We start from the raw sequence: 16227 nt of genomic DNA, 5'->3' as shown, positions 1-16227 counted from the left end.
GAAGGACGGGGGCGGAGCGGACCCCGATGCACACGATCGGGTGATCCGCCGGGGAAGGGTCCGTGACGGGGCCGTGCGGTGACTACATTTCGGGCGTTGATGTGCTCCCGTCACAATGAATCGAGGCAGCCGTGCACTCCCGTGTTCTTCCCCCGGACCCCCGCCCGCCCCTATCGGTACGGGGCTTCGGACCGGCCCTGGCGGTGGTCCTGGTGATACTGCTCGCGGCGGCGGGCATCGCGGCCCCCGCCTCCGTCGCGGCCCCGGCGGCTCCCCACGCCGGCCCGGAGAACCCGACAGCCTATGTGGTCAACTACCGCGGGCGCAGTGTGACCGTGATCGACACGGTCACCGGTGCCACGACCGCCACCATCGATCTGGGGAAGACGACGACCAGCATCGCGATCACCCCCGACGGAACCCGCGCCTACGTCACCCACGGCGACGACAAGGCCATCTCGGAGATCGACACCGCGAGCAACACCGTCACCGCCACCTTCCCGTTCGGGACCTTCCCCTACGACATCGAGATCACCCCGGACGGCACCCGGGCCTATGTCGCCGACAACACCGGTGCCGCGGTGAGGGTCCTGGACCTGGCCACCCGTACCCAGACGGCCAGCATCCCCGCCGAGGGCGATCCGGTCGCCGTCGCCATCACCCCCGACGGCAAGGAGGTCTACGCCGGAAGCAACGGGAACGGCCTTGTGCGGGTGATCGACACCGCCACCGACACGGTCACCGCCACCATCGACGCCGGCGGCGATGGCGGCGCGACCTCGGCCCTCGCCATCGCCCCGGACGGCCGCCGCGCCTACGTCACGGACCCCCGCAGCGACAGGACCGCGGTCCTGGACACCGCCACCCGCACCCGCGTCGCCACGGTCCCCGGCAGCCGCCCCACCGCCGTCACCGTCTCCGCCGACAACGCCCGCGCCTACGTGGCCAACGGCAACGCGAGGACGGTCTCCGTCATCGACACCGCCACCAGCGCGATCACCGCCACCATCCCGGCCGGCGCCACGCCCCGGGGCCTCGCGCTCACCCCCGGCGGACAGGATCTGTACATCGCGAACGCGGGCAGTTGGAACGTCATGGTGGCCGACACCGCCACCAACACCGTCACCGCGACCCACACCACGGGCGCCGAACCGGTCAGCGTGGCGATCACCCCCGCCCCCGCGCCGCCGCCCGCCGCCGACCTCCAGGTCGCACTCGCCGCCACCCCCGCCCCCGGCCTGGCAGGCCGGATCGACTACACCCTCACCGTCACCAACCACGGCCCCGCCCCGCTCACCTCCGCCACCGTCACCACCACCCTCACCCCCGCCGGCAGGCCCACCACCACCGCACCCGGCTGCACCACCACACCCAACGCCGTGACCTGCTCCATCGACACCCTCGCCGCCGGAGCGAGCACGACCCGCGCCTTCCGCCTCCCCGTCGGGCTCCTCGCCCTCGGCGCCTCCTACCAGGCCACCGCCACCCGCACCACCAGCACCCCCACCGACCCCGACCCCGCCAACGACACCGCCACCCGCACCTGCACCGCCACCACCTCCCTCATCATCCGCTGCACCTGACACCCCACCCCCGGGGCGCGGGGGAGCACTCCCGCGCCCCCGGGGCCCTGACGACCACGACGGCACCGGCGCCGGGCGGGAGCCCCCCACCCGGCGCCAGTAGTGTCCTGGCCCAGCCTGCGAAGCCGGATCCGGGCCGGCACCGCGCGGTCTTCGGAGCCGGGGACGGGCGGGAACTCCCGCCGGAGAGTCGGGCGAAGGCACGGGCACCGCACGGACATGACCCGGGACCACTGCGAGCGGGTTCTCCGGGAGGACGCTCCGCTGCCCTGGAGGGCCGAAACCCGGGAAGCCCACGCCGTGACCGTCTGGGCCTCCCCCTTCCGGGGCTGTCGGCTCGTGCTGGAGCAAGCCCGGCCCGGGATTACCCAGCGATCACACCGCACGCAGCGACGGAAATCGCAAGGAACATCCGACCGGATCACCTACCCCTGGCCGGAACCCGCAGGACACCCTTTCGCATTCCGGACCGCTGTCGGCCCCGCCCGTGCGGGGTTCTCGGGTACGAGCGGTCATGGCTCCGGCCGTCGCCTGTCCGAGACCGTCGGAGCGGGCGGCGCCCACCGCCTTGGCGACGCGGAGTGGCCGGGCCGTGCGATCGCCCATCTGACATCGCGGAACCCGATCAACGGGCACGCCCTGCGCGAGGCGGCGGCCGAGGCCCTCGCGCTCCAGGTCGTGACCCCGCTCCGCGCTGGAGAACGGTTGGCGCGTCCCGCATGAAGCAGGCCGGCGCAGGGGAAGAGGCATCCAGGAGGTGTCCGCGTCGGCGGGGGGACTGCGATGGGCACGGTGACGGGCGGGAAGCGGGCCCCGCGGCCGGAGAGACTGCGGGTGCTGCTGCTGGCGGCCGCTCCGGAGGGCGACCTCCGCGTCGGACGGGAGCAGCAGCGGATCCGCGACGCCGTGCGGAGCGCCACCCTGCGGGAGCTGGTCGAGCTGGAAGTCCATCCGGCCGCGACGGTGGACGGCTTCCTGGACGCCCTGGTCCGGTTCCGTCCGCAGGTCGTGCACTTCTCCGGTCACAGCGCGCGGGATCTGATCGCCTTCGAGCGGGACGAGGACGACTTCCATGAGGGGGCCGTCGTCTCCGCCGGTGCCTTCGCCGACGCCGTCGCGGCCGTGGACGACCGTCCGCTGCTGGTGCTGCTCAACTCCTGCCGGTCCGCCGCCCAGCTCGAAGGGCTGGTCGGCGCGGTGCCGTTCGCCGTCGGCATGTCCGACCGCATGGGCGATATGGCCGCGATCGCCTACGGCGCCCGGTTCTACGCCGCCGTCGCCGAGGGACAGTCCGTCCGGGCCGCTCATCTGCTGGGCCGGGCGGCCGTCGCCCTGAACGGTCTGCCCGACCACGACATACCGGTCCTGGTCTGCGCCGCGGACGCCGACCCCGGCGCCACCAGGCTGGTGACGCCTCCCCGCGAGGGCGAGGGCGACGGCGGAGGTGGGAGCGCGGTGTCGCCCCCGGCCGCCGGGGGCGACACGCGGAATGTGTTCCTCGGGCCGACGGCGGTCCAGTCCGGCGAGGGCAGTGTCCAGGTGAACCGGTTCGGCTTCGGCCGGTGACCGGGGCCGGGGCCGCGGGGGACGGCGACCGGCCCGGGGACGACTCCGGTGGGAACGTCTTCCACGGCCCGGCCGGGGTGCAGCGCGGCAGCGGAAACCTCCAGGTGAACTTTCATGAGCATCGGGCGGGCGTCCTCTCCGCCTGCGCGGTCGCCCTGGTGTGCGTGGCCACCGTGGTCGTCGTCTGGGTGGGCGGCGGACCGGACGGCGGACCGGACACGCGCGGCGGGACCGCCGGCGTCACCCCCGGGAACACGGACCCGGCGACGGCCCCGGGCACCACGCCGCCCCGCTCCGACGGGGCGGATCCGCCGGCCCTCACCGGGCGGCTGGTCAACGTCGGCAGCGGTCTGTGCCTGCGGGTGCCCCACACCGCCGACGACGCCGTTCCGGTGCAGGACACCTGCACCGCCGCCGCCGACCGGACGTGGACGCTGACCCCGCGGAGCGCGTCCACCCACACCCTGCGCAACGCGCACAGTGGCCGGTGCCTGGCCGTGACAGGTCGGCAGAACCTCTCCCCCGCCCGCCAGCTCGGCTGCGCCGGCGGTCCCGAGGGGCGGCACTGGGAGCTGCTGTGGGGGACCGGCGACCGGGCGGGGCGCTTCATGCTGCGCGTCATCGGCGCCGCCAGGTGCCTGGTGGTGCAGGGCCCCGCGGCGGACCGGCCCGCGGCGCAGGTGTCCTGCGGTGAGGAGTACGACGACCAGTGGTGGCGCCTCTCCGCTCCGCAGGCCCGGTCCGGGCGAATTCCGGGCGTCGAACGACCGGGTTGACGCTGCCCAGTGTCTGCGTTCGCCGCCCGCGGGCACTGGGCAGGGCAGCGCCCGCGGCGACGGAAATCACCGCGGGCCGACCGCGTGCAGCTATCCGGCCGTCCCGGTGGTGATCCATACGTTTTCGGCCGTTGGAGGAGTGACCTCGCACGCGCATACGTGGAGTGGTGTCGATGGGTGCTCGTGCCCGGCTATCGGTAGGCGGCGACGATGGAGGCGGATTCGTTGATCATGCTCACGGCGTGGGCCTGGCCGTCCTGGCCGACGGGCTTGCCCAGCGGTTCACCATTGATGTTCAGATCCGGGTTGGAGAAGTACGGAACGACGGGGCACGACGTGCCTGCGTCCAGGCATGTGTCTTCGTAGGCCATGATGGTGCGCCACTTCTTGCTGGGCGCGACGTAGCCGCGGGCGTGGTCGTAGCCGTCTCCCGGATCCGGGCTGACGTGGCGGTCATGGTCGAGGCCGAGCAGGTGCCCCAGTTCATGGGCGAAGGTGTCCGGTTCCTTGCCGAGCAGATCGTGGCCGAGCACCATACTGGCACCCTCCATCCCCGGAGCCTCGGGCGGCAGCGGGCGTCCACGTTCGCCGATGTAGGCCATGCCGCCGAAATTATCGGGAATGATCGCGATCACGTCGGCACGGTGCCGGTCACGGAGCTTTGCCACTGACTTCGGGGTCGCGGAGAGGTAGTCGTAGATGCGGTCGTTGTCGTCTGCCCATGGTCCGAAGTCCGGGGCCCGCACGACACCCGTAATGCGGATCTCGGCGTTGGCCTCGCTGTTGTCGAAGGCATTGTTGGTGTAGTCGACGGATCGCTTGACGATGTCCCGTACCTTCTTCACCCCTCCGGCCTCCCGCTCCGCGTTCGAAGTGCAGAGCACCAGGACATTGATGACCGGCTTCTCCGCGGCCACCGCGCTGGGGGCGGAGGGGGTGAGGACGCCGAGGACGGCACAGGTGGCGATCACCGCACCGCACGTCTTGCGCATGAACTTTCGCTTCATGGCAGTCCAACGTAGGGACGCAAGTTGATGGTCTTGTGACCATTGGGTAATGAACGGTGGATCACTGCCCCGGTGCGAGTGGCCGTCGCGGTGACCCGGCGGACGGCCCGGGCGACCCCATGCATCCCACGAAGCGGCGAAGAGGGAACAGGTCCTCCCGTGCCGCCTCTCTCCCCCCACCGGCACCGTCGCCACGGCCCGGACCGTGATCGATACGTCCGATACCCGTCGGGCTGCTCCTGAGGGGTCCATTGCGAACGAGTCGGTCTGTCGCTGGATGCGTATCACGAGGCGATAGGCATCAACTTCCCCAGTACGGCGACCGGGGCGGCCTGCCCGGACCGTGGGACAGGCCGTCCCGGGTGCACAGCTCTTTCATGGAAGCAGAAAAAAATCCGATGCCACCACTCGCCCTGCAGATACTCAATTTCCCCTTGATTTTACAGGCGCAACATATGCAGACACGCGCCACACAAGTAAATCGACCAACAAATCACGAATATCGGTAGCCTCCACATCGAACTCTCGACAATGTAGGCTGGCGAATCGAAGATCGAAGATTGATCGGGGGAAGGTGAATCTTCAGATGGTGTCCACATTCAGTCGGCGGGGCGACTTGGCCCCGGAGCACTTCGTCCCTGTCGCTTGGCAACCATGGAAACTTCTCTGCTATGCAGCAATGCTGATCTTCGCGATAGCCGTCGGGTCGACGTATTCAGGTCCGCTCACCGTGCTCGTCAAGGTCGTCTTCGTGGTGTTCGGCGCTCTCCAGTTCATCGGAATCTTCGGGTTGATGCACGAGTCGGCACATGGGCATCTGGCCCGCAGCGGAAGGGCGAACCGACTGCTCGGGGAGGTGATTTCCGTAGTCGTCGGGACGTCATACCCGGGCTACCGCGCGGCGCACCTGACCCATCACTCCAGGTTCCGCACGGAAGCCGATCCCCAGGAGGTCATCTTTCCCCAGCGGTCCGCGCCGGTCACAATGGCCCTCCTCACGGCCGCGTCCGTCTTCGGCGCACCGATCTTCCTGCTGGTGCGCGCTCCGTTCATCGCTTTGAAGCACAACAACGTGGTCAGGTCGGTATGGGGACCGATCGCTGCGGTGGCGTTCTACGCGACGCTCTGCATGGTGCTGCCCAGCGCGCAATCGAGCTTCCTGTTGCTGACGATCGTGGCGGGGGCCGTCCTCGGCAGTCTGAACGACATCGTCTACCACCAGGGTTTGGTGGCGGACAACACCCTCCAGGCGTCCACTTCCTTCGACTGCGATGCCTTTGGTCAGATGTTCCTCAGTGGTGCCAATCGGCACGCCGAGCACCACGCTTATCCCGCGGTGCCCGGACCGAGGCTGGTCAAGGTGAGCAAGATTCTGCGCGATGATTTCCTCGCCCGTGGTGTTCCTTATGAGCGCAGCTTCACCATGGCCTTTGCCCGGCGTTTTGTCACCAACCCCCTGTTCCTCCCCGTGACGTGTAAGAGCGGGCCAGCCGGGGCCGAGAGGTGACCGGGTCAATGACAGCATTCCGGATGATGCCCGTTCAGCTTGATGTACTCGGAACCGGCGTCTCCATGCCGGGGTCGCCGGTGACGAACGACGACATGGTGCAATTCATCGCTCTGGGGAACGACAAGCACCGGTCCGAGTTCGTGGGGAAGATAGCGGACCAGCTGGGTGTGTACCAGCGATTTCTGTCCCGCGATCTCGCCGCCGCACGTGAGCTGCCCCGCGCGGGCGACACGAACCCGGAGCTGAGCGGGCGGGCGATTTGCTCCGCACTCGAACAGGCCGGGCTCACGATCGATGACGTGGACCTCCTCATCGGGCACACGACTTCACCACACACGCTGCTGCCGCCGAACGTCTCGTGGGTCGCCGATCTCCTCGGTTACTCCGGGCAGTACATGGAACTGCGGCAGGCCTGCACGGGCTTCGCCAACGCACTGATGATCGCTGGCTCGATGCTGACATCGATGGCGGCGGACTGCGTGTGCGTCGTCGGCAGCGAGACGGGGTCCGTGTTGTTCGACGTCGACGAAGCCGTCACGGACCGGGGCCAGTTGGTGAACGCGGCACAGATGGGTGACGGGGCCGGCGCGGTTGTCCTCTCCCGCTACACAGGGGGCGGCGCCCATCTCGCGAACACCTATTTCGGAACCCTCGGTCTGCGGAAGCCCTCCGGCTTCAGCCTTGCCACGGGTGGCTCCTCAAGGCCGGCACATGATACGGACCAGCCGGGTTCGAGAAACTTCATCAACGAGTACACACTGGCCCGTGAGGATGGCCTCGACCTGTTCCGCGCGGGCTTCGAGGCCCTGAGGTCGATCGGCCTGGACGAGCCGCAGGTCGATCGTTACCTGACGCATCAGGCGAACGGCCGCATGGGCGAATTGCTCGCTCCCATCCTGGGCATCCCGGCGAAGAAGTTCCACAACTGCGCCGCCGACTACGGGAACACCGGCTCCGCTTCGACGTGGATCGGGCTGCACAGCGTTCGCGAGCAGCACGTACTGGAGCCCGGACAGGTGCTCGGCGTACTCGGGGCGGAGGCAACCAAATTCATGTACGGCGGCTTCTCCTACGTGGAAGGCAGCCGGGAAAACCCCGTCCACGACACGCCGTCCGGATCGTCCGACGTGGGGGCGAGCCCATGCGACTGAGCCTGATGTTCTTCTCCGGCGCGCTTGAGCCGAACGCCGCGGACCAGTACCGGACCGTCCTTGAACTGGCCGAGTTCGCGGACCGGGAGGGATTCTCCGGAATCTGGCTGCCCGAGCGTCACTTCTCGACCTTCGGTGCCCCGTTCCCGAACCCGGTGCTGCTGCTGGCGGCCGTCGCGTCCCGTACGGAACACCTGACACTCCGTACGGGAAGTCTGGTCGCCACGCTGCACGACCCGCTGCGGATGGCCGAGGACCTGGCGGTCCTCGACAACCTCTGCCGAGGACGATTGGAAGTCGGGTTCGCCTCCGGCTGGTCGCCGGACGACTTCGCCTTCTTCCCCGATCGCTACGGACGGCGGCATGCCCTGCTCTTCGAACTGATCGACCACGTGCGAGCCCTGTGGCTCGGCGGTCCGCACGACGCCCGTTCGGGGACCGGTGAGGACATCAGGGTGCGAGCCTTGCCCCGTCCGGTGCGGCAGGACCTCCCGGTGTGGATCGCTGCCACGCAGAGCATCGAGACATTCCGCAGCGCCGGCCGCCGAGGAGACGGGGTGCTGACCCATATCCTCGACGGTAACCTGCAAAAGCTTCAGGAGAACATCACGGCCTACCGCCAGGAGTTCGCGGCGGCCGGTCACGCCCCCGCAGACGGCCGCGTCGCGCTCATGCTGCACACCTTCCTCGGCCAGGACCGGGACGAGGTGATCGATGTCGTCAGAGACCCCTACTGCGACTACCTCAAGACCATCGCACCACTGGCCCGAGGTCTGGCCACCGCGAGGAACCGCAGCGTCGACCTCGACCGGCTGAGCGCCCGCTACCTCGATGAGTTCGTACGGGCCCACTTCCAGCGCGCCCTTGACGGCCGGTCACTCATCGGCACGGTCGAGGACGCGCTTACGACGATCAAGACCGTGCGCGAGCTGGGCGTCGACGAGGTCGCCTGCCTTGTGGACTTCGGGCTGCGAAGCGAGCAGGTCCATCTGCAGTTGCCGTACCTCGCCGAGCTGAACGAGTCCGTCACCCAAGAGCCGATCAGGGGGAGCCAACGATGACCACGGGTTCACCACAAGTCCGGGTCGACGACGTCGAAGACGATCCGACCCGTATCCTCACCCCGCACTGGGAGAAGACACCCGCGTTTGAACCTCAACCGGGTGCGGCGATGCGTGCGGAGTGGTTCGTCCTGTCGTGGGGGCCGAGTCGGTGCGCCGACGCACTGGCCGCGACGCTGCGGGGGACCGCCCCGGGCGTCGGCGTCAGGCGCGTGGACGTGGCGACGGAGTCCGCGGAGTCCCATGACTACCGCGCCGGAGCCGATCAGCGTCATGTGTTCTTCGTGGACGAGACCGCGCCGCTGCGCGGACCCGATGTAGCCGACGACGCGAGCTGGGCGTGGGCCGACGCGGTGGTGCACGCATGCCAGACGGTGGCGTCCCGGCCGAGGGCGAGAGTGTGGATCGTGACGCGTACAGGACTCCACGGCTCGGGGACCCGCGATGTCGTCAGGCCCGAACATGACTTCGCCTGGGCACTGGGCCGGTGCCACGCCGCCGAGAGCCCCGACAGCTGGGGTGGCCTCGTCGACCTGGACGTCGAAGACCCGGCCACGGCCGGCCGAATGCTGTCGGACTACCTGCTCTCCGACTCGACGGAGGACGAGATCCTGCTCCAGGACGACGGCCCGCTCGTGGCCCGCCTGCGTGCCTCGTCGCTGCCGCCCACCGCGATCAACCAGAGCCTTTCGACGGAGCGCCTGCAGATCGTCAGTGGCGGGGCGGCGGGACTGAGCTTCGAGATCGAGCGCGGGCTCGCCCGCCGCGGGGCGAAGCGGCTGCTGATCCTCGGTCGAAGTCCGCTCGACGCCGAGCGCGAACGCAACATCCACCTGCTTGAGGAGCTGGGATGCGGCGTGGAGTACGAGGTCCTGGACATCGGGGACCCGGCGGCGGTGCGCACGCTCACGGCCCGCCTGCGGCAGCGCGGCGATGCCGTCGGAGGCGTGTTCCATCTCGCTTCGAACTGGCGAATGAACGGACGGTCATGCGTGTCCTCGCTGATGACCGCCACCGGTGAGCAGAATCGGGTGCTGCTCGCGACGAAGGCCGGCGGCGCGCTGCTCCTCAGCGAGCTGGCCGAGGACCTGGGTGCCGAAGCGATGGTTCTCTTCTCGTCCGCGGCCGCCACGCTCGGGTCCCCGGGACAGGCCAACTACGCGGCGGCGAACGCCGTGCTCGACGGCGTGGCACGTCGCCTGCACAGGGGCCGGGTCCGTGCCGTCAGCATCGCGTGGGGACCCGTCGGCGAGGTCGGCTTCGGCGCCACACCGGAGGGGGCGCGGCTCCACGACGTGTGGCAGCGGCTGGGCCTGCGGCGGCTGACCGTCGACCAGGTGCTCTCAGCCGTCGACATGGCGTTGTCCCAGGATCAGCCGAACCTCACCGTGGTCTCCTGGGACGACGCGGGAGCGGATGCGCTGCCATGGGTCGGAGCACGTCCCACGCTGGAGCCGCTCGCCGCAGCGCAGCCGCAGGGATTGGCCCTGGGGCGGTTGGGCGAGCTGGAGGGCGAAGAGCGCGTCGAGTGCATCATCGACGTGATACGCGGGAGCCTCGCACGGATCCTGTCGCGCGCGCCGGAGACCATAGATCCCGAGAGTTCGTTCGCGATGATGGGAGTCGATTCGCTCATCGCGCTCGAAGTGCTCTTCATCGTCGAACGCGAATTCGGCGTCAGGCTCGGACTGGACCAGGTCCTGCTCGGCATGGACTCCACCCTCGCCACGATGGCGAGCCAACTCGACCAGCACCTCCGCGAGGTCGCGACGCAGACGTCCGGGAGCCCTCGATGAAGGACGTCTGTGTCAGCGGGCTCGGGGCGCTGACTCCCCTGGGGGCGAGCCTGGAAGAGTTCTGGAGCGGCCTTGTCGAGCCGTCCCTGAAGTTCGCGCCGCCGTCCGGCTGCCCCCAGGTGGGGGTGCCGGTGGCGGAGATCCGCTCCTCGGAGTTCATCGCAGGATCGGCTGTCTCCCATCCCGCGTTGTGCGATCGGTCGGCACTGCTGGCCGTGGCGGCCACCCGGAGTGCGCTGGAGGACGCCGGCCTGACCACCGACTCCTGCGACCCTGGGCGGGTCGCCGTGATCGTCGGAAGCGGCGCGGCGGGTGTCGCCACCCTGGACGAGGAGTACGAGCGGTTCTACCGGCAGGGCCAGCTGCAACTCAGCCCGCTCACCGTGCCGAAGATGATGAGCAGTTCCGCGGCCAGCTGGATCTCCATGACGTTCGGATTCCGCGGACCTGCCTTCGTTGTCGCCAGTGCCTGTGCGTCGGGGACGCACTCGATCGGGATCGCCGCGCAGCTCATCGAGTCGGGTGTCGTCGACGTGGCTGTGTGCGGCGGCACCGATTCGTATCTCGCTGAGGGTGCCCTGAGTGCCTGGCAGGCCATCGGCGTGTTGTCCGAGGACACCTGCCGGCCGTTCGCCGCGGGCCGCACCGGGCTTGTCCTCGCCGAGGGCGCGGGCGTGTTGGTGCTTGAGTCGGCTGAGCACGCGCGCGCAAGGGGGTTCGTACCCCGGGCACGGGTGCTCGGCGCCGGTTCGAGCGCGGACGCGGGTCATCTCACCCGGCCCTGTGCCGAAGGAATGGCCTCGGCCATGACTGGCGCTCTTCGCTCGGCGAGCGTCTCCCGGGCCGAGATCGACTACGTCAACGCCCATGGAACAGGCACGATCGCCAATGACCGGACCGAGACAGCGGCGCTCAAGACCGTTTTCGGGGTCGGCTCGGTACCCGTCATGTCCTCGACGAAAGGCACCACCGGTCACGCCCTCGGCGCCGCCGGTGGGATCGAGGCGCTGGCAGCCCTCCTGGCCCTCGAACACGGCGTGCTGCCCCCCACCGCCAACTTCGACGCGCCTGACCCCGCGTGCGATCTCGACTGTGTGCCGAACACCGCGCGGGAGCACCGGACCCGGACGGTGATGTCGAACTCGTTCGCGTTCGGGGGTCTCAACGCCTCAGTGGTGTTCGGGCGGCTCTGACTCACGGCGCACGATCCGGTGCTGGCCGGCACAAGACGGTGCCTTGCCGCTGGGACGCAAGGAATTCATCGAAAATCACCGCACAGTCGCACACAAGCAGCCTGGAAAGCAGGGGAACCATGGCCCAATCGGTTGCCGATCCAGCAGGAACGCTGGCCTATTTCGCCGGGGGAGTACTGGCGTGGACTCTTCTTGAGTGGCTCCTGCACGGGCAGGTCTTCCATTCCCGCCGGCTCCGCAACCCGTTCGCGAAAGAGCACGCACTCCACCACGCGAATCTGCTGCATATCGTCGGCTGGCCCCGCAAGCTCCTCACACTCGCCTTTGTGGTCGTCACCCTCATCGTGCTGCTCCGGCTCGCCCTCGGACATTTCGACGCTGTGGCATTCCCGTGCGGACTCGGTCTTGCCTACGTCGCCTATGAGGCACTTCACCGGATCATCCATCTGAGGCCGCCGCGTACGGCCTATGGACGGTGGATGCGACTGCACCACACCCAGCATCACTTCCATACCCCGCGACAAAATTTCGGCGTGACCACAACCGCTTGGGATCGCGTCTTCGGCACCTATGAGCCGTTCGAGACCCCCCTGGCGGTACCCGAGCGGCATGCGATGCCATGGCTGTTCGACCCCGAGACAGGGCAACTGGCCGACGCCTTCGCGGAGGACTACGTTCTGGTGCGCAGGGTGCGGGACGTTCGGGACTCCGCAGCGCCGTCCTCCCCACGGTGACGGCGTGCCCCGGGTACTGAGCTTCACTGTTGTAACCCGCGTTGCGGGCGTCGCGTATATCTCCTACCTGATCATGTCGAACGGTCCGCCGGTCTTCCGGCTGCTCCTCGGCGGGGTGGCAGCGGTGGTCGTCGCCATGTGTCACCGGTGGCGGGCCTTCGCGCTCTTCGCGTCCCCGTTGCTCATCCAGTTCCTCGTGTACGACAGGCAACGCGTGCTCTCACCTGCGGTAACAGGTGTGAGGATCAACGTCACCGGCCCCCGCGACTGGGAGTTGGCCTGGTTCGGTGTGCGGACGGATCATGGTCCGATGACACCGGCGGAGTGGATGCAGGACCACACGACACCGGTTCTCGACGCCCTCTGCGGTCTGGTCTACCTCTTGTTCATGGTCGGCTTCATCGCCCTGGCCGCCTGGTGGAGGTTCGGGGCGCGACGTGTGGAGGCACAGGCCATCACCTGGGCGCTGCTCGCGCTGCACCTCATCGGCTATACCATCCACCTCCTCCATCCGACGGCGCCGCCCTGGTACGTCGAGAGATACGGCACCGGCCCGGCCGTGGCCACCGCACCACCGGAGGCGGCCGGTGGCCTGCGGTTCGACCGGCTTCTGGGCATCTCGTGGTTCTCCTCGCAGTACAGCGGCAGTTCGAGCGTCTTCGGCGCGCTGCCATCCCTCCACGTAGGACAAACCTTCCTCGCGGCCCTGTTCGCGTGGAGATACCGCTCCCTCCGCGTCGTCACGGCGGGCTTCTTCGGCCTCGTTCTCCTGGCCTCGGTCTACCTCAACCATCACTACATCGTCGACGGGATCGTCGGCATGGCCATCGCCGGCCTTGTCTTCGCCACCACGGTCCACGTCGTGCGGCGCACAGGCGCTTCCCGATCGGGAGAGTCGCCCCCCGTCAGGCCGCCTCGGCGCGGTGCAGGTCCTCCGCCCGCCGACGGCGCGGCGTCCACCAGGTGAGGTCGCCGAGCAGCGCCATCGTCGCCGGGACAAGCAGACCGCGGACGACGGTCACATCGACAGCGATCGCGACCGCCATTCCGGTGCCGAACATCTTGATCGTCGGGTCGTTGTTGGACACGAACGCGAGAAACACCCCGATCATGATCATTGCCGCAGCGGTGATCACACCGCCGGTGGCCGTCAAACCCTCGCGCACCGATCTCAGGTTGTCCTTCGATATGTTCCAGCGCTGTTGGACGACGGACAGCAGGAACACCTCATAGTCCATCGACAGGCCGAACAACAGGGCAAACAGCATGAGTGGCACATAGCTCGGAATGGGCACCGGACCGGAGAGCCCGAGCCATGTCACGCCCCATCCCCAGGTGAACACGGCCGTCAGGGCACCGTAGGCCGCCCCGACAGAGACGACATCCATCACGGCAGCCTTGAGAGCGACCAGCGGCGCCCGGAAGGCCAGCAGCAAGACGGACACCGACAGCAGCAGCACGACTCCGATGACGACCGGCAGCTTGGACGTGACGCGTTCGGCGAGGTCCACACGCGCGGCGGTTGTCCCGCCGACATGCACCGCCACGCCTGGCACGGACAAGCCGCGCAACCGGTGGACGAGATCAGCCGTCGCCGAGTCACCGCCCGAAGCCGAGGAAATGGCCGACACGGTGACGACTCGCCCATCGCTGGACGACGTCACCGGCCCGACAAAGGCCACGCCCGGCTGGGTGCGCACCTCCGCCACGAACTGGGCAACGCGAGGGTCCCCGGCATCGGTGGCCGGCGTCGGCAGTCGGCCGAGCACAGTGAGCGGCGACCCCGTGCCCGGGCCGAACGCCTCCGAGATGACGTCGTCGGCTTGGCGGACCGCAGTGGACGACGGCGACGAACCGGCGTCGAGCTGGCCGAGCCGCAGGTCGGCCGCGGGTGCGGTGAGCAGGGCCAACAGCACGAGCGCGGAACCACCGGCGAGCCAGGGCCGACGAGTCACCCGGTCGGCCTGGCGTGCCCAGTAGCCGCCGTCGCCAGTGGATCCGGCTCGGCGACGGAGCCCCCGACTCAGCCGGTTGCACAGTACCCCTCCGCGGGCCAGCCGACGCCCGGCGAGCGACGTCAGCGCGGGGAGCAGGGTGAGTGTGGACAGAACGGCGAACAGCACCGCGATCCCGGATGTCCAGGCGAGCGTCTGAAGGAGTGGCACCTCAGTGAGGCCGAGCCCCGCAAGTGCCACCGCGACCGTCACACCAGCGAAGGCCACCGCCGTGCCCGAGTCGCCGAGCGCGCGTCCGATGGCCTCCGGTACCGGAAGGTCCGCCCGCGCCGACTCCCGGAACCGGCTGAGCACAAACAGCGCGTAGTCGATGCCGACGCCGAGGCCGACCATGGTCGCGATGGTCGTCGCCACGGTGGGGATCGAGGTGGCGTTCCCGGCGAGTCCTATGGTCGCCAACGTCGCGATCAGCGAGAGCGCCGAGGTCAGCAGGGGCAGTATCGCGCCGAGGAGCCCGCCGAGTGTGAAGAAGAGGACGAGTGCGGCCAGGGTCAGACCGAGGTACTCGGTGCGGTGGCCGCCCGAGCCATCGATGGCCTGGGCGAATGCCGCACCCGGCATCGGCCGCAGGCCGGCGTCGGCCGCAGGCCGGGCGGAATCCATGACGGCGCGTGCCCTCTGCTCGGTGAGGTCCGCCCGGCGGACATCCATACCGATCGTGAACCAGCCGGTGCGGCCGTCCGCCGCCAGCGAACCTTCTTTCGCCGAGGGCGGCTTCACCACGGTCACGTGCGCCACCCGCCGCAGGGAGGCGGCTGTCGCCGCCAGCGCACGGGAGCGGGTGCCGTCGTCCAGCCGCCCTGCCGGGGCCGTGACGATCACGATCCCGGATGTGGGCGGTGTCACGCTCAGGTCCCGCACGAGTTGGGAGTCAGTGCCCGGCAGACTGACGTCGTTGTCCGTCGGAGTGCCCAGCACTTTCGCGCCGGTCATCAGTGCCGCCACCACGAGCAGCCACGCACCGATCACGACGAACCTGTGCCGGACGCACGCCCGGCTCACCGCCGCGACGGCCCGTGCGGCCCGGCCGTCGTGCGTCGCTGCGCTCATGGGTCCCTCCCCGACCGCTCTCACCTCAGGGGCGGGCGGTGTTTGGTGAGCGGGCCACCGCTGCGGACGAGTCGACGCGGTGCGATGCGGGCCAGCCACACCAATGTCTTGTAGATCGGACTCGGCACGGAGATCACCGTGCCCTTGTCGACGTCGGCGAGGCAGTCACGGACGACCCGCCGCGCGTCGAGCCACAGGGGCCCGGGAAGCTTGTCGAGGCTGATCCGGGCTCGTCGGTGGAACTCCGTCCGTACGAAGCCCGGGCACAGCACCGTCACGGTGACCCCCGTGGCGGCCAGTTCGGACGCAAGCCCCTCGCTGAACGAGATGACCCACGACTTGGCCGCGGAGTACGTCCCTCCCGCGACCCAGCCCGCGGCGCTGGCCACGTTGACTATCGTGCCGTGGCCCCGGTCGCGCATGGAACGCCCCGCGGCATGACTGACGACGAGCACCGCGCGGCACAGGACGTCGAAGAGGGCCTCCTCAGCGGCACGCTCGTTGTTGAGGAACCACTTCTGGAGCCCGAAACCAGCGTTGTTGACGAGGAAGTCGACCGTGCGCGCGCGTTCCGCGACACGCTCGACGTCAGCCCGAACGGACAAGTCGGCGAGGACGGCCTCGGTCTCGACCCCGTATGTCTCGGAGAGTTCGCCGCAGACCCGCTGAAGAAGGTCGGCCTCGGGGGCGACAAGGACGAGATGGTGGCCGCGCGCGCCGAGTTGACATGCGAACTCCAACCCAATTCCCGATGTGGCTCCGGTAACGAGCGCAGTAGCCATATC

13 protein-coding genes are annotated in these 16227 nt (G+C 69.1%); 10 read left to right on the top strand and 3 right to left on the bottom strand.

Annotated features, from left to right (window positions below):
* Positions 1-131 precede the first annotated feature (131 nt).
* The 3 genes from CRV15_RS30595 to CRV15_RS30585 all read left to right on the top strand — a co-directional run bounded on the left by CRV15_RS30595 (position 132) and on the right by CRV15_RS30585 (position 3925).
* The gene (locus CRV15_RS30595; RefSeq protein WP_003954379.1) at positions 132-1583 is read left to right on the top strand and encodes a beta-propeller fold lactonase family protein; all 1452 of its coding nucleotides are present in this window, start codon (positions 132-134) and stop codon (positions 1581-1583) included.
* Positions 1584-2366: 783 nt separating this feature from the next.
* A complete protein-coding gene (locus CRV15_RS30590; RefSeq protein WP_003954376.1) occupies positions 2367-3149 on the top strand; it encodes a CHAT domain-containing protein in 783 nt (260 codons plus the stop codon).
* A complete protein-coding gene (locus CRV15_RS30585) occupies positions 3146-3925 on the top strand; it encodes an RICIN domain-containing protein (RefSeq protein ID WP_003954375.1) in 780 nt (259 codons plus the stop codon). The genes CRV15_RS30590 and CRV15_RS30585 overlap by 4 nt, the downstream gene beginning before the upstream one ends.
* 191 nt (positions 3926-4116) lie before the next feature.
* Here CRV15_RS30585 and CRV15_RS30580 read toward each other — a convergent pair whose 3' ends face one another.
* Positions 4117-4932 (bottom strand): M12 family metallo-peptidase, encoded by an 816-nt coding sequence (locus CRV15_RS30580; protein WP_230864317.1) that lies wholly within the window; start codon positions 4930-4932, stop codon positions 4117-4119.
* Between the two features lie 679 nt (positions 4933-5611).
* Between CRV15_RS30580 and CRV15_RS30575 the strand changes: the two genes are divergently transcribed.
* The 7 genes from CRV15_RS30575 to CRV15_RS30545 all read left to right on the top strand — a co-directional run bounded on the left by CRV15_RS30575 (position 5612) and on the right by CRV15_RS30545 (position 13344).
* Entirely contained in the window at positions 5612-6439 is an 828-nt protein-coding gene (locus tag CRV15_RS30575) for a fatty acid desaturase family protein (RefSeq protein ID WP_009999155.1), read from the top strand.
* An 8-nt stretch (positions 6440-6447) separates the two neighbouring features.
* The gene (locus CRV15_RS30570; protein ID WP_044955161.1) at positions 6448-7593 is read left to right on the top strand and encodes a 3-oxoacyl-ACP synthase III family protein; all 1146 of its coding nucleotides are present in this window, start codon (positions 6448-6450) and stop codon (positions 7591-7593) included.
* Positions 7584-8654 carry a MupA/Atu3671 family FMN-dependent luciferase-like monooxygenase gene (locus tag CRV15_RS30565; RefSeq protein ID WP_230864318.1) on the top strand — a complete coding sequence of 357 codons (1071 nt, stop codon included), beginning with the start codon at positions 7584-7586 and terminating at the stop codon, positions 8652-8654. Before CRV15_RS30570 ends, CRV15_RS30565 begins: the two co-directional genes overlap by 10 nt.
* Positions 8651-10450, top strand: coding sequence for a beta-ketoacyl reductase (locus CRV15_RS30560; RefSeq protein WP_003954369.1), 1800 nt, complete (start codon positions 8651-8653; stop codon positions 10448-10450). The genes CRV15_RS30565 and CRV15_RS30560 overlap by 4 nt, the downstream gene beginning before the upstream one ends.
* On the top strand, positions 10447-11643 hold the full coding sequence (locus tag CRV15_RS30555) for a beta-ketoacyl-[acyl-carrier-protein] synthase family protein (protein WP_003954368.1): 1197 nt from the start codon (positions 10447-10449) through the stop codon (positions 11641-11643). The genes CRV15_RS30560 and CRV15_RS30555 overlap by 4 nt, the downstream gene beginning before the upstream one ends.
* A 119-nt stretch (positions 11644-11762) precedes the next feature.
* The gene (locus CRV15_RS30550) at positions 11763-12377 is read left to right on the top strand and encodes a sterol desaturase family protein (RefSeq protein ID WP_009999151.1); all 615 of its coding nucleotides are present in this window, start codon (positions 11763-11765) and stop codon (positions 12375-12377) included.
* Between the two features lie 73 nt (positions 12378-12450).
* Positions 12451-13344, top strand: a complete 894-nt coding sequence (locus CRV15_RS30545) for a phosphatase PAP2 family protein (RefSeq protein WP_230864319.1) — start codon at positions 12451-12453, stop codon at positions 13342-13344.
* On the opposite strand, the gene CRV15_RS30540 is transcribed toward CRV15_RS30545, so the two are convergent.
* On the bottom strand, positions 13283-15442 hold the full coding sequence (locus tag CRV15_RS30540) for an MMPL family transporter (protein ID WP_009999149.1): 2160 nt from the start codon (positions 15440-15442) through the stop codon (positions 13283-13285). The genes CRV15_RS30545 and CRV15_RS30540 overlap by 62 nt on opposite strands.
* 20 nt (positions 15443-15462) lie before the next feature.
* On the bottom strand, positions 15463-16224 hold the full coding sequence (locus CRV15_RS30535) for an SDR family NAD(P)-dependent oxidoreductase (RefSeq protein WP_003954364.1): 762 nt from the start codon (positions 16222-16224) through the stop codon (positions 15463-15465).
* Positions 16225-16227: the final 3 nt, after the last annotated feature.

The sequence above is a fragment of the Streptomyces clavuligerus genome, assembly GCF_005519465.1.
GTDB lineage: Bacteria > Actinomycetota > Actinomycetes > Streptomycetales > Streptomycetaceae > Streptomyces > Streptomyces clavuligerus.
Note: the sequence above shows the minus strand (reverse complement) of the source record. Positions and strands in the feature narration are given on the sequence as shown.